This window comes from Domibacillus indicus, from assembly GCF_000970685.1.
GTDB classification, from domain to species: domain Bacteria; phylum Bacillota; class Bacilli; order Bacillales; family Domibacillaceae; genus Domibacillus; species Domibacillus indicus.
The window spans coordinates 716,067-729,334 of record NZ_LAJB01000002.1 but is presented as its reverse complement, the minus strand read 5'-3'; the positions used below and the strand labels follow the sequence as shown (position 1 = coordinate 729,334).

General features: G+C 45.1%; 12 protein-coding genes. 11 read left to right on the top strand and 1 reads right to left on the bottom strand.

Annotation, left to right across the window (positions count from 1 at the left end; genetic code table 11):
* Positions 1-106: 106 nt before the first annotated feature.
* The 5 genes from tig to yihA all read left to right on the top strand — a co-directional run bounded on the left by tig (position 107) and on the right by yihA (position 6,123).
* The gene (tig, locus tag VP98_RS04090; RefSeq protein ID WP_046173994.1) at positions 107-1,393 is read left to right on the top strand and encodes a trigger factor; all 1,287 of its coding nucleotides are present in this window, start codon (positions 107-109) and stop codon (positions 1,391-1,393) included.
* A 199-nt stretch (positions 1,394-1,592) separates the two neighbouring features.
* Positions 1,593-2,858, top strand: coding sequence for an ATP-dependent protease ATP-binding subunit ClpX (clpX, locus tag VP98_RS04085; protein WP_046173993.1), 1,266 nt, complete (start codon positions 1,593-1,595; stop codon positions 2,856-2,858).
* Between the two features lie 126 nt (positions 2,859-2,984).
* Entirely contained in the window at positions 2,985-3,170 is a 186-nt protein-coding gene (locus VP98_RS04080; RefSeq protein WP_046173992.1) for a hypothetical protein, read from the top strand.
* Positions 3,167-5,491, top strand: a complete 2,325-nt coding sequence (gene lon, locus VP98_RS04075) for an endopeptidase La (protein WP_046173991.1) — start codon at positions 3,167-3,169, stop codon at positions 5,489-5,491. The genes VP98_RS04080 and lon overlap by 4 nt, the downstream gene beginning before the upstream one ends.
* Positions 5,488-6,123: a ribosome biogenesis GTP-binding protein YihA/YsxC gene (yihA, locus tag VP98_RS04070; RefSeq protein WP_046173990.1), complete on the top strand. Its 636-nt coding sequence runs from the start codon at positions 5,488-5,490 to the stop codon at positions 6,121-6,123. The genes lon and yihA overlap by 4 nt, the downstream gene beginning before the upstream one ends.
* A gap of 37 nt (positions 6,124-6,160) precedes the next feature.
* Here the strand turns inward: yihA and VP98_RS04065 are convergent, their stop codons facing one another.
* Positions 6,161-6,655 carry a hypothetical protein gene (locus tag VP98_RS04065; protein ID WP_046174152.1) on the bottom strand — a complete coding sequence of 165 codons (495 nt, stop codon included), beginning with the start codon at positions 6,653-6,655 and terminating at the stop codon, positions 6,161-6,163.
* 419 nt (positions 6,656-7,074) lie between these two features.
* On the opposite strand from VP98_RS04065, the gene hemA reads away from it, so the two are divergent.
* Genes hemA through hemL form a run of 6 tightly spaced genes read left to right on the top strand, consistent with a single transcriptional unit; the run spans position 7,075 to position 13,268 of the window.
* Positions 7,075-8,418 carry a glutamyl-tRNA reductase gene (gene hemA, locus VP98_RS04060; RefSeq protein ID WP_046173989.1) on the top strand — a complete coding sequence of 448 codons (1,344 nt, stop codon included), beginning with the start codon at positions 7,075-7,077 and terminating at the stop codon, positions 8,416-8,418.
* 13 nt (positions 8,419-8,431) lie between these two features.
* Positions 8,432-9,265 (top strand): cytochrome C assembly family protein, encoded by an 834-nt coding sequence (locus VP98_RS04055; protein ID WP_046173988.1) that lies wholly within the window; start codon positions 8,432-8,434, stop codon positions 9,263-9,265.
* Positions 9,266-9,299: 34 nt separating this feature from the next.
* Positions 9,300-10,226: a hydroxymethylbilane synthase gene (gene hemC / locus VP98_RS04050; protein ID WP_046173987.1), complete on the top strand. Its 927-nt coding sequence runs from the start codon at positions 9,300-9,302 to the stop codon at positions 10,224-10,226.
* The gene (locus VP98_RS04045; protein WP_046173986.1) at positions 10,223-10,984 is read left to right on the top strand and encodes a uroporphyrinogen-III synthase; all 762 of its coding nucleotides are present in this window, start codon (positions 10,223-10,225) and stop codon (positions 10,982-10,984) included. Before hemC ends, VP98_RS04045 begins: the two co-directional genes overlap by 4 nt.
* Positions 10,984-11,961, top strand: coding sequence for a porphobilinogen synthase (gene hemB, locus VP98_RS04040; protein WP_407919197.1), 978 nt, complete (start codon positions 10,984-10,986; stop codon positions 11,959-11,961). Before VP98_RS04045 ends, hemB begins: the two co-directional genes overlap by 1 nt.
* A gap of 17 nt (positions 11,962-11,978) precedes the next feature.
* Positions 11,979-13,268: a glutamate-1-semialdehyde 2,1-aminomutase gene (gene hemL, locus VP98_RS04035; RefSeq protein ID WP_046173984.1), complete on the top strand. Its 1,290-nt coding sequence runs from the start codon at positions 11,979-11,981 to the stop codon at positions 13,266-13,268.

The window sequence follows — 13,268 nt, the reverse complement described above, 5'->3', positions numbered from 1 at the left end:
TGTATGGTATAATGTAAAAGTCGTATTGTGTCCTTTTTATATCAATTGAGAATATACATAGGACGAACGTTCATATTTATTAATAGATTGTTGGAGGGAATTTTTTATGTCAGCAAAGTGGGAAAAATTAGAAGGTAATGAAGGTGTATTAACAGTAGAAGTAGACGCTGAAACGGTTAATCAGGGACTTGACACAGCATTTAAAAAAGTTGTTAAAACAATTAATGTGCCAGGATTCCGTAAAGGCAAAATGCCTCGTCCACTATTCGAACAGCGCTTTGGAGTAGAAGCACTTTATCAGGATGCGATCGACGCGATTTTGCCAGAAGCATACGGAAATGCAATTGACGAAGCAGGCATTGAGCCGGTTGACCGCCCGGAAATCGATGTTGAGCAATTTGAAAAAGGCAAGCCTTTTATCTTCACAGCGAAAGTTACGGTAAAGCCTGAAGTAACTCTTGGCGATTACAAAGGCCTTGAAGTAGAAAAAGAAAGCACAGAAGTAACAGATGAAGATGTTGAAAACGAATTGAAGGATCTTCAAAAACGCCATGCTGAGCTTGTTGTGAAAGAAGAAGGAGAAGTTGAAAACGACGATACAGTTGTTATTGACTTTGAAGGATTTGTGGATGGCGAAGCATTTGAAGGCGGACAGGCGGAAAACTACTCAATCGTAATCGGCTCCGGCACATTTATTCCTGGATTTGAAGAGCAGTTAGTGGGCATGAAACCAGGAGAAGAAAAAGACGTGGAAGTAACATTCCCTGAAGAGTACCATGCAGAAGAACTAGCAGGCAAACCGGCAACATTTAAAGTGAAGCTGCATGAAATCAAAGCGCAGGAGCTTCCTGAATTAAATGATGAGTTTGCAAAAGAAACGGACGAAGAAGCAGAAACGCTTGAAGAGCTAAAAACAAAAATAAAAGAGCGTCTTGCAGAGCAAAAGAAAAATGCTTCCGAACAAAAGCTTCGTGACGACCTTGTTGAAAAAGCCGTTGCAAATGCACAAACAGATGTGCCAGAAGCAATGATCAACACAGAAATCGACCGCATGCTTCAGGAATTCACACAAAATCTTTCTATGCAGGGCATGAATCTTGACCTGTACTACCAGTTCTCAGGGCAGTCAGAAGAAGATCTTCGCAGCCAGATGAAAGAAAATGCTGAAACGCGTGTACGCACAAGCCTAACACTTGAAGCGATCGCAGAAGCGGAAAATCTTGAGCCAACAGATGAAGATGTAGATACTGAAGTAAATAAAATGTCTGAGCAATTCGGCCTTTCGAAAGAAGATGTTCAAAAAGCGCTTGGAAGCCTTGAAGGCATGAAAGCAGATTTGAAAATCCGCAAAGCAGTCGAATTCCTTGTGGAAAATAGTAAAACTAGTGCATAATAAATAAAAGAAATACACAGGCAGGGCACGAGGGGATCGTGCCTTGTTTTCTACCTATAAAAAAGCAAAAAACGCTTTTTCGTTTTTGTTTTACGGCAAGTGTGCTACAATGCGATACATAACTTAGTTACGGCGCAGTTAAAAGGCGGATGGCTAGAATGGCTCCGGCTGCACCAACATAGCATAAGGGGTGAACCAGATGTTTAAATTCAATGAAGAAAAAGGACAGTTAAAATGTTCGTTTTGCGGAAAATCGCAGGACCAGGTGAGGAAGCTTGTCGCCGGGCCTGGTGTTTATATTTGTGATGAATGTATTGAATTATGCACGGAGATTGTGGAAGAAGAACTTGGTACGGAAGAAGAAGTAGAGTTTAAAGATGTACCAAAACCAACTGAAATACGCGAAATACTAGGCGAATATGTTATTGGCCAGGAACGTGCCAAAAAATCTCTTGCCGTTGCCGTTTATAACCACTATAAACGCATTAACTCAAACAGCAAAATCGATGATGTAGAATTAGCAAAATCAAATATTTGCTTGATTGGGCCGACAGGAAGCGGGAAAACGCTTCTTGCTCAAACACTGGCACGCATTTTGAATGTGCCGTTCGCTATTGCGGATGCCACTTCCTTAACCGAAGCAGGTTATGTAGGGGAAGATGTGGAAAATATCCTTTTGAAATTAATTCAAGCAGCGGATTATGATGTAGAAAAAGCAGAAAAGGGAATTATCTATATTGATGAAATAGACAAGGTAGCCCGCAAGTCGGAAAACCCATCTATTACCCGTGACGTATCTGGTGAAGGGGTTCAGCAGGCATTGCTTAAAATTTTGGAAGGAACAGTTGCCAGCGTTCCTCCGCAGGGCGGCCGAAAGCACCCGCATCAAGAATTTATTCAAATTGATACAACAAATATTTTATTTATTTGCGGCGGAGCATTTGATGGGGTTGAGCAAATTATCAAACGCCGTCTTGGCCAAAAAGTGATTGGTTTTGGATCAGACCAGAAAAAACAAGAAGGGGAAGAAAAATCATTTCTTGCCCAGCTGGTCCCAGAAGATCTGCTGCGTTTCGGTTTAATTCCGGAATTCATTGGACGTCTGCCAGTCATTGCAAGCTTAGAACAGCTTGACGAAGAGGCGCTGATCGAAATCCTGACAAAGCCTAAAAATGCTCTTGTAAAACAATTCCAAAAAATGCTGGAGCTTGATGATGTGGATTTGGAATTCGAGGATGAGGCTCTAAGTGAAATTGCCAAAAAAGCGATTGAACGCAAAACAGGTGCCCGGGGACTTCGCTCCATTATTGAAAGCATTATGCTCGATGTGATGTATGAACTTCCGACACGTGAAGATATTAAAACATGTGTAATCACAAAAGAAACAGTAACCGATCTGGCGCCGCCTCGTCTTCTTGATGAAAATGGCAACGATGTTGGCTCTGCTGACAAAACATCTGCATAAGTGCCTTATGGATTACAAGAAGGGGCAGTGCCTGAAACAGGTGCTGTCCCTTCTTTTTAATCGACAGCATTATAGGTTTACGATAAGATAGGAAAAAAGAAAGAGAAGCATCTGGTGGAGGCCAGGATGGTTAAACAGCAAGATAGCACATTATTCACTTTTGAATGTTGTCTAGCTTCGGGCGGTGAGCCCATCGGTCGTAAGCTGTCACAGCTGGGCGGCAGCAAAAAGCTGCTCAACCTGTCCCTCTTGCGCCTGCTGGACCTAAGCGGCTGCCTCCGCTTTTCTTATTGGGAGGGAAATATGTCATGAAGGCAGATACAATTTATACGGTGCCACTTTTGCCGCTCCGCGGGATGCATGTGTACCCAACGATGGTGCTGCATTTAGATGTGGGCCGGGATCGCTCAATTGAAGCGCTTGAGAAAGCGATGATGAATGACCAGCTTGTTTTTTTATCCGCCCAAAAGGATCCGGATTTAGATGATCCATCGGGCGATGATGTTTATGAGGTTGGTACACTGACGAAAGTAAAACAAATGCTGAAGCTGCCTAACGGAACGATTCGCGTACTCGTAGAAGGGTTAGAGCGGGCAAAGCTTATTTCTGTCATTGATCAGGAAGCGTTTTATGAAGCTGTAGTGGAAGTGCATAAAGAAGACGAGTCGAAAGATGCTGAAACAGAAGCGCTCATGCGCATGCTGTTAAAACAATTTGAGCAATATGTAAAGCTGTCGAAAAAAGGATCTTCAGAAACAATCAGCTCGGTCTCTGATATTCAGGAGCCAGGCAGGCTTGCTGATATTGCTACCTCTCATATGGCTCTCAAAGTAAAAGAAAAACAGGAAATACTCGCTACATTTTCTGTAAAAGAGCGGCTTGAACGCCTGATTTCACTGCTTCACAATGAGCGTGAAGTGCTCAATCTTGAGAAAAAGATTGGGCAGCGTGTAAAAACATCAATGGAGAAAACGCAAAAAGAATATTATTTACGCGAGCAGATGAAAGCTATTCAGCAGGAACTCGGCGATAAGGAAGGGAAAACGGGCGAGGTAGAAGAGCTGACAACTCGTATCATGGCAGCGAATATGCCGGAACATGTAGAAAAAACGGCTATGAAGGAACTGGACCGTTACGAAAAAATTCCGCAAAGTGCAGCAGAGAGCGCCGTTATCCGCAATTATCTTGAATGGCTGGTAACTCTTCCATGGTCAAATGCTACAGAAGATGATTTGGATGTGATGAAAGCGGAACATATTTTAAACCGTGATCATTATGGACTTGAAAAAGTAAAGGAACGCGTGCTTGAGTTTTTAGCTGTCCGTCAGCTGACTCAATCACTGCGCGGCCCTATTCTTTGTCTGGGGGGACCTCCCGGGGTAGGGAAAACAAGCCTTGTCCGGTCGATCGCAGAGTCACTCGGCCGTAATTTTGTCAGGATTTCGCTCGGCGGCGTCCGGGATGAATCTGAAATCCGCGGCCACCGTCGGACATATGTAGGTGCGATGCCCGGCCGGATTATCCAGGGAATGAAAAAAGCTGGAACGGTTAATCCTGTTTTCCTGCTTGATGAAATTGATAAAATGTCCAGCGACTTCCGCGGCGACCCATCGGCCGCGCTCCTTGAAGTGCTGGACCCCGAGCAAAATCACAATTTTAGTGATCACTACATTGAAGAAACGTATGATTTATCAAATGTCATGTTTATCGCAACAGCGAATGATTTAAGTGCCATTCCAGGGCCGCTGCGCGACCGGATGGAAATCATTTCAATTGCCGGTTATACGGAAGTTGAGAAAATTAATATTGCGATGAATCATCTTTTTCCAAAGCAGGTTAAAGAAAATGGACTTTCACGCAGCCAAATTCGTTTAAAGGAAGAAGCCGTTCGTGACATTGTTCGTTACTACACGCGCGAAGCGGGAGTGCGGAGCCTGGAAAGACAGCTTGCGGCCATTTGCCGGAAAGCAGCGAAGAAAATCGTTTCAAATGAGAAAAAGCGTGTAACCGTATCGGATAAAAATTTGCAGGAATTCCTCGGGAAACGTATTTTCCGCTATGGACAGGCCGAAACAGAAGACCAAATTGGCGTGGCCAATGGCCTTGCGTATACAGCAGTCGGCGGAGACACGCTCCAAATTGAAGTTTCTCTTTCACCGGGCAAAGGAAAATTGATTTTAACAGGAAAGCTGGGAGAAGTCATGAAAGAATCTGCCCAGGCTGCTTTCAGCTATGTGCGTTCAAAAGCAAATGAACTGGGAATTGAAGCTGACTTTCATGAACATCATGACATTCATATCCATGTTCCTGAAGGTGCGGTTCCAAAAGACGGGCCGTCAGCGGGTATTACCATGGGCGTCGCGCTCATTTCAGCGCTGACTGGCCGGCCTGTGCGCCGTGATGTGGGGATGACGGGTGAAATTACCCTGCGCGGACGAGTCCTGCCTATCGGCGGTGTGAAAGAAAAATCGCTTGGTGCGCACCGGGCGGGCTTAAAAACGATCATCCTGCCAAAAGATAACGAAAAAGATATCGATGATGTGCCAGAAAGCATTAGAGAAGGCCTGGAATTTTTGCCGGTCTCGACAATGGATGAAGTGCTGGCCATTGCGATCGGGGGAAGCAATTCATGAAAGTTAACAACGTAGAGCTGGTGATCAGTGCTGCCAAACCGCACCAATATCCAAAAGACGGGCTTCCGGAATTTGCACTTGCCGGCCGGTCGAATGTAGGAAAGTCCTCTTTCATTAACCGGATGATTGGCCGTAAAAGCATGGCACGTATTTCATCAAAGCCAGGCAAAACGCAAACGCTGAACTTTTACAAAATTGAAGACTCACTGTTTTTTGTCGATGTACCTGGCTACGGGTATGCGAAAGTAGCGAAAACCGAACGGGCGGCCTGGGGGCGCATGATTGAAACGTATATGACAGATCGTGAGCCTCTTGCAGCCTGTATTCATATTGTGGATTTGCGCCATGCGCCATCTGTAGATGATGTGGAGATGTATGAGTTTTTAAAGCATTATGATATCCCGGTGATTGTCATTGCCACCAAGGCGGATAAAGTGCCAAAGGGGAAATGGCAAAAGCATTTAAAAATCGTTAAAGAAACATTGGATTTTGATCCAATTGACGATATTATCGTTTTTTCATCTGAAACAGGCCTTGGGAAAGAGGAAGTATGGAAAGCTGTAAAGAAGCGGATGTATGAACAAAAAGAATATGAAGCGGAATTGCAGCAAGAAGAACAAGCAGAAGAATAAACAAAAAAGCGGTCCCCATTCTGGGAGACCGCTTTTTTTATGTTTTTTTTCGTGTATATCCGCCGTTTTTTTGAACAAACAGCAAGTAGCCGCCAGCCGCAATTAAAATAAGCGGCCAAAACTGCCAGACCAGCCCAATCGGACTAAACCACTGCTTGATTGTTTCATAGAAAAGAATAACGGAAGCCAGCAGTAAAAATAAAATCCCATTTAAAAGGCCGCTTCCTGTTTTTTGATGCTGAATGAAAAAGCCAACGGCAATTATCAAAATAAACACACCTGTCTCATGTGCCCACCAGCCCAGAAAGTCAACTACATAAAAATGAAGGCCAAATCCAGTAAGAACAACACCGGGCAGAATATGGTTTCCATCACTCTTCAATCCCTGGGCAAGAAATGCAAAACCGGTAATAAGCAAGAGAGCAGGCCAGCCAAGATAAGGTTTTATCCATGTAAAGGCCGAGTGCTGAAGAAAAAAGTAAAGGCCAAACCCAATTAACAGGATGCCTGGAAAAATACGCTGTCCATTCATTTTTTTGCCTCGCTTTCCAAATCGTTCTATTGAAAAAATCATTTTTATTTGTGACCCGCACCGCAGGAAGCGGGTCACAAATGCGTTGCAGCAGGGCGCTTCGGTGTTAGCATTTGCTCCACCCTTATTGCAGAATAGCCATGCAGCTGCTCTTCCAAATCGTTCTATTGAAAAAATCATTTTTATTTGATAATATTTATAAATAAGAAAGCTGCACAGTCATAAATCAAAAAGAACCCTGGTTTTAGCTTCTAGATTTATGTCTATAGTATAAAAGAAAAACTTGTGCAGATTTTATTATATAAACAAACATGACCGTCTTTTATGTTAGCATATGTTCACAAATTTTGAATAATAAAAACGTCGCATTATGTTATAATGGGACTCACAATGAATCGTTTTTCGGGGGTGCAAGTGACGTGCATATCATCACGGTGGGATTAAATTATAAAACAGCCCCGGTAGAAATACGCGAGCGCCTTTCATTTCAGGAAGAAATGCTTGCTGCAGCTATGACCGAGCTCCAGAAACAAAAAAGTGTGCTCGAGAACGTTATTATATCGACATGCAACCGTACAGAAATATACGCGGTCGTTGATCAGCTGCATACCGGCCGTTACTATATAAAAGAATTTTTATCGAAGTGGTTCCAAATTCCTCAGGAAGAATTCACGCCATTTTTGTTCATTTATGAGCAAGAAGCGGCAGTTGAACATTTATTCCGTGTATCGGCAGGGTTAAACTCAATGGTACTTGGCGAAACGCAAATTCTTGGACAGGTACGTCAAAGCTTTTTTCAATCCCAGGAAGTAGGCGCTGCCGGTACAGTATTTAATCATTTGTTCAAGCAGGCAGTAACACTGGCAAAACGCGCTCACGCAGAAACAGAGATCGGCGCTAATGCTGTATCCGTCAGCTATGCAGCTGTGGAACTTGCGAAAAAAATATTTGGCCGGCTTGATGGCCGCCATGTACTCGTTCTTGGAGCGGGCAAGATGGGTGAACTGGCAATTAAAAATCTGCATGGAAGCGGCGCAACAAAAGTAACAGTCATGAACCGGACTTTCCAAAAAGCAGAAGCGCTCGCCAGCCGGTTTAATGGAGAAGCAAAAACGATAGACGAATTGCAATGCGCGCTTATCGATGCAGATATATTAATTAGTTCAACCGGCTCAAAAGAGTATGTAATTACACAAGAATTAATAGCAGGTGTACAAAAATTACGCAAAGGGCGCCCGCTTTTTATGGTGGATATTGCAGTGCCTCGTGATATTGAGCCAGGCATCGCAGATATTGACAGCATCTTTCTATATGATATTGACGACTTGGAAGGCATTGTCCAGGCGAACTTGGCTGAACGCGAAAAAGCCGCCCAAAAGATTGGTCTTATGATTGAAGGCGAGATTGTCGCTTTTAATGAGTGGATTAATTTGCTTGGTGTCGTTCCGGTTATTTCTGCACTGCGCCAAAAAGCTCTTTCGATCCAGGCGGAAACAATGGAAAGCCTTGACCGGAAACTGCCCCATCTATCGGAGCGTGACCGGAAAGTATTGAGCAAGCATACGAAGAGTATTGTGAATCAAATGCTCAAAGATCCGATCCTGCAGGCGAAAGAATTGGCCGGTGACAAACGGGCTGCAGAAAAACTGGAGCTTTTTATGCACATTTTTAATATTGAAGAAGACGTAAAAGAGTTAAAACGTGCACAAGAAGAGGAAGAGTGCGTTCAAACAGTTCAGGCAAAGCCTTTACTCCAATTTTAAGTGAGGTTACGCGATGTTGGAGCAGGGAATGACACGCCTTCATGAATTAATGATTATTTTATACGCAGTAAGCGTACTGCTCTATTTTCTTGATTTTGTCCAGAAAAATCAGCGGGCAAACAAAGCCGCTTTCTGGATTTTAACTGTTGTCTGGAGCCTTCAAACGATTTTTCTAGGCCTGTATATGTATAATACAGGCCGATTTCCAGTCCTGACTCTGTTTGAAGGCCTTTATTTTTATGCGTGGGTGCTGGTTACTTTTTCGCTTACACTGAATAAACTGCTCCGCATGGATTTTACCGTGTTTTTTACGAATGTAATCGGATTTATGATTATGGCTATCCATACTTTTGCCCCTGTGCAGGTAGAATCGCAGGCTGCAGCCGAAAAGCTTGTATCGGAACTGCTGCTCCTGCATATTACAATTGCAATTCTATCGTATGGTGCGTTTTCCCTGTCTTTTATTTTTTCGGCGCTTTACGTACTTCAGTACCGGCTCCTGAAGACGAAAAAGTGGAATGAGCGGCTCTGGCGCATCGGCGATCTCGGTAAGCTGGAAAAGCTGTCCGTTATATTGAACGCACTGGGGGTGCCGCTCCTGCTGCTCAGTCTTATTCTTGGACTTGTCTGGAAAACGATTAAATTGCCGGATGTCAGCTGGTTTGATTTGAAAATTGTCACATCTTTTGTTTTACTGTTTGTATATAGTGCTTTTTTGTATGTAAAAGTGCGAAAAGGCGCCGCAGGAAAAACACTTGCATATATTAATGCAGCAGCATTTCTTATCATTTTAATGAACTTTTTCCTTGGAAGCCGGCTGTCCACATTCCATTTCTGGTATTCGTGACACCGGCTTTCAAACGGTTATGGAGGGAAGTATTTTGCGGAAAATTATTGTCGGCTCAAGAAGAAGCCGCCTGGCGCTGACGCAGACCAACCAGGTTATCGATCAGCTTAAAGCGCTGTCTCCGGGAACGGAGTTTGAAGTGAAAGAGATCGTCACGAAAGGCGACCGCATTTTAGATGTTACTTTGTCAAAAGTCGGCGGAAAAGGTCTCTTTGTTAAAGAAATCGAACAGGCAATGTTCGACGGTGAAATTGATATGGCGGTGCACAGCATGAAAGACATGCCGGCCGTTCTTCCGGAAGGGCTTGTGATTGGTGCTGTACCGGAGCGGGAAGACCACCGTGATGCATTTATTTCGAATGGCCATATGACATTTCGTGATTTGCCGCCGGGTTCCATTGTCGGAACGAGCAGCCTTCGCCGTGGAGCCCAGCTGCTTGCGGCAAGACCTGATATTGAGATCAAGTGGATTCGCGGCAATATTGATACACGGCTGGCAAAGCTTAAAAATGAAGAATATGATGCTATTATTTTGGCGGCGGCCGGCCTTGCACGCATGGGCTGGTCATCGGAAACCGTTACTGAATTTTTAAATGAAGACCTGTCCGTACCGGCTGTCGGCCAGGGGGCGCTGGCGATTGAATGCCGGGCTGATGATAAAGAGCTTCTGGCTCTGCTTAATCAGTTTACCTGTGACAAAACAAAGCGGGCTGTCGCGGCTGAACGTGCTTTTTTAGCTGCTGTTGACGGTGGGTGCCAGGTGCCGGTCGCAGGCTTTGCGACGATGAATGCTGAACATGTGTTCTTAACCGCGCTGGTTGCTTCGCCGGATGGAAAAACGATTTTAAAAGAAAGCGTTTCAGGAGCGGATGCTGAACAGGTCGGACTTGAAGCCGCCCGTTTGCTTAAAAACCGCGGAGCTGAAGAGCTGATTGAAGCGGCGAGAGCGGCAGCTGAGTGAAGCCGCTTGCTGGTAAACGAATCGTTGTAACACGTCCCGCAGGACAGGCAGCACCGTTTATTGGTAAAATAGAAAAGGCGGGCGGCACAGCATACGCGGTGCCGCTTATCGCATTTCAGCCTTTTGAAGATGAGCAGGATGAGGTTATTCTACAAAACCTGCATACATACGACTGGATTTTATTTACAAGCAAAAATGGTGTTGATTTTTTTATGGAAAAGGCAGGCCGCCACTTAAAAAAGATACAGGCGAAATGGGCGGCTATCGGCAAACAAACGGCGCGGGCAATGGAAGCCTATGGCCTGCCGGTTTCTTACATGCCGGCAAGCTTTTCCGCTGAAGATTTGACGGAAGAAATAAAAAAAGGGCTTTTTCTGCCAGAGAAGGTGCTGATCCCAAAAGGCAGTCTGGCGCGAAGCTTGATTTCGGGCACTCTACGCCGAAAAGGTATCCAGGCGGATGACTGGATTGTATACGAAACTTATTTTCCGGAAGAAGAGCAGGCGAATTTATTAAAACTGATCAGAACGGAAAAGATGGATATGTTTACGTTTACAAGTCCTTCGGCAGTACGGCATTTTGTGAAAATCCTTCAAGAAGCAGGAGAGCCTTTTCCTGATGCAGATTACGGAGTGATTGGCCGGGTAACAAAGAAGGAAGCGATGTCGTTTGAAATACCGATTTCTGTTTGCCCGGCGGAATTTACAGTGGATGCGCTTGTAAATGAGATTAAAAAATTTTATAAGGAGCGATCATAATGGATTTGAATTTTGACAGGCACCGCCGGCTGCGCAAAACAGCTAGTATGCGTGCTCTTGTACGGGAAACACAGCTTCAGGCTGCTGATTTTATTTATCCCCTGTTTGTGGCAGAGGGGGAAGGAATACGCAATGAGGTGCCATCCATGCCAGGCGTATTCCAGCTGTCTATTGACCAGCTGAAAGAAGAGCTCGATGAGGTGGTAAGCCTTGGCATTAAGTCGGTTATTTTATTTGGCCTGCCTGATGTAAAGGATGCGGTGGGCACAGGCGCTTATCACAATCATGGCATTGTCCAGAAAGCAACACGGTACATTAAAGAGCAGTATCGGGACCTTGTGGTTATTGCAGATACATGTTTATGCGAATACACAGATCATGGGCATTGCGGCTTGATTGAAGAAGACCGTATCTTAAATGATCCGTCACTCGATCTGCTGGCAAAAACGGCAGTCAGCCAGGCGGAAGCCGGCGCGGATATTATTGCTCCGTCAAACATGATGGACGGCTTTGTAGCCGCCATACGAAAAGGGCTGGATGAAGCCGGGTACACAGAAGTGCCAATTATGTCGTACGCTGTGAAATATTCTTCCGCTTATTACGGGCCATTTCGTGACGCTGCTGATTCTACCCCTCAATTTGGTGACCGGAAAACCTATCAAATGGATCCGGCAAACCGCCGTGAAGCAATAAGGGAAGCGCGTGCAGATATTGAACAGGGTGCTGACTTTTTAATCGTAAAGCCGGCTTTGTCCTACCTGGATATTGTGCGCGACGTACGGAATGAGTTTGACGCGCCGGTCGTTGCGTACAATGTAAGCGGAGAGTACGCGATGGTAAAAGCAGCCGCATTGAACGGCTGGGTCGATGAAAAAGCGATTGTGCTTGAAACGTTAACAGGAATGAAGCGCGCAGGAGCCGATTTAATTATGACCTATCATGCCAAGGATGCAGTACGCTGGCTGAACGAACAATAAAGGGGGGCGTTTTTTTCATGCGTTCATTTGAAAAGTCAAAAGCAGCTTTTAAAGAAGCAGTTGAGATGATGCCGGGCGGCGTAAACAGCCCGGTCCGAGCTTTTAAGTCTGTAAACATCGATCCGATTTTTATGGAGCGCGGCAAGGGCTCGAAAATTTATGATATTGACGGCAATGAGTATATTGACTATGTGCTCTCCTGGGGGCCACTTATTTTAGGCCATTCTAATGACAGGGTTGTTGAAGCATTGAAAAAAAGTGCGGAAACAGGTACGAGCTTTGGAGCGTCTACTCTTTTAGAAAATGAAATGGCCAGGCTGGTCATTGAGCGTGTTCCCTCGATTGAAGTTGTGCGTATGGTATCAAGCGGAACAGAAGCGACAATGAGTGCATTGCGCCTTGCCCGGGGCTATACGGGACGCAATAAAATTTTAAAATTTGAAGGGTGTTATCATGGCCATGGGGATTCGCTGTTAATTAAAGCCGGTTCTGGCGTAGCGACTCTGGGCCTGCCGGACAGCCCTGGCGTGCCGGAAAGCGTGGCGAAAAACACGATTACCGTTCCGTATAATGACCTGGAAAGTGTACAATATGCATTTGACCAGTTTGGCAATGATATTGCCTGTGTAATTGTAGAGCCGGTCGCTGGAAACATGGGAGTTGTTCCGCCGCAGCCGGGCTTTTTAGAAGGGCTGCGTGAGGTAACAGAAAAAAATGGCTCACTGCTCATTTTTGACGAAGTAATGACCGGTTTCCGTGTAGGCTATAACTGTGCGCAGGGCCATTTCGGGGTAACACCTGACCTGACCTGCCTCGGGAAAGTGATTGGCGGCGGCCTGCCAGTAGGAGCCTATGGCGGCAAAGCAGAAATTATGAATCAAATTGCACCGGCCGGATCTATTTACCAGGCAGGCACCCTGTCCGGAAATCCAATGGCCATGACAGCCGGCCTCGAAACACTTCGCCAGCTGACGCCGGCTTCTTATGAAGAATTCGGGCGCAAAGCAGACCTTCTTGAAAAAGGGCTGACGGAAGCAGCGGCCAAGTATGGTATTCCAATTTCGTTTAATCGTGCAGGCTCCATGATCGGCTTTTTCTTTCATGAAGGTCCTGTCCGCAATTATGATGATGCTAAAAATTCAGATCTTGCTTTGTTTGCCGACTATTTCCGTGAAATGGCACTAGAAGGAGTCTTTTTGCCGCCATCTCAGTTTGAAGGCTTGTTCCTTTCGACTGCCCACTCGGAAGAAGATATTAATCAAACTATTCAAGCGGCGGAAAAAGCATTCAGCCGTTTAAAAAAATAA

Coding starts and splice junctions, on each gene's coding strand:
- hemL (WP_046173984.1), top strand. CDS start 11,979: ATGCGTTCATTTGAAAAGTCAAAAGCAGCTTTTAAAGAAGCAGTTGAG.
- hemB (WP_407919197.1), top strand. CDS start 10,984: ATGGATTTGAATTTTGACAGGCACCGCCGGCTGCGCAAAACAGCTAGT.
- VP98_RS04080 (WP_046173992.1), top strand. CDS start 2,985: ATGGTTAAACAGCAAGATAGCACATTATTCACTTTTGAATGTTGTCTA.
- lon (WP_046173991.1), top strand. CDS start 3,167: ATGAAGGCAGATACAATTTATACGGTGCCACTTTTGCCGCTCCGCGGG.
- tig (WP_046173994.1), top strand. CDS start 107: ATGTCAGCAAAGTGGGAAAAATTAGAAGGTAATGAAGGTGTATTAACA.
- VP98_RS04055 (WP_046173988.1), top strand. CDS start 8,432: ATGTTGGAGCAGGGAATGACACGCCTTCATGAATTAATGATTATTTTA.
- VP98_RS04065 (WP_046174152.1), bottom strand. CDS start 6,655: ATGAATGGACAGCGTATTTTTCCAGGCATCCTGTTAATTGGGTTTGGC.
- clpX (WP_046173993.1), top strand. CDS start 1,593: ATGTTTAAATTCAATGAAGAAAAAGGACAGTTAAAATGTTCGTTTTGC.
- yihA (WP_046173990.1), top strand. CDS start 5,488: ATGAAAGTTAACAACGTAGAGCTGGTGATCAGTGCTGCCAAACCGCAC.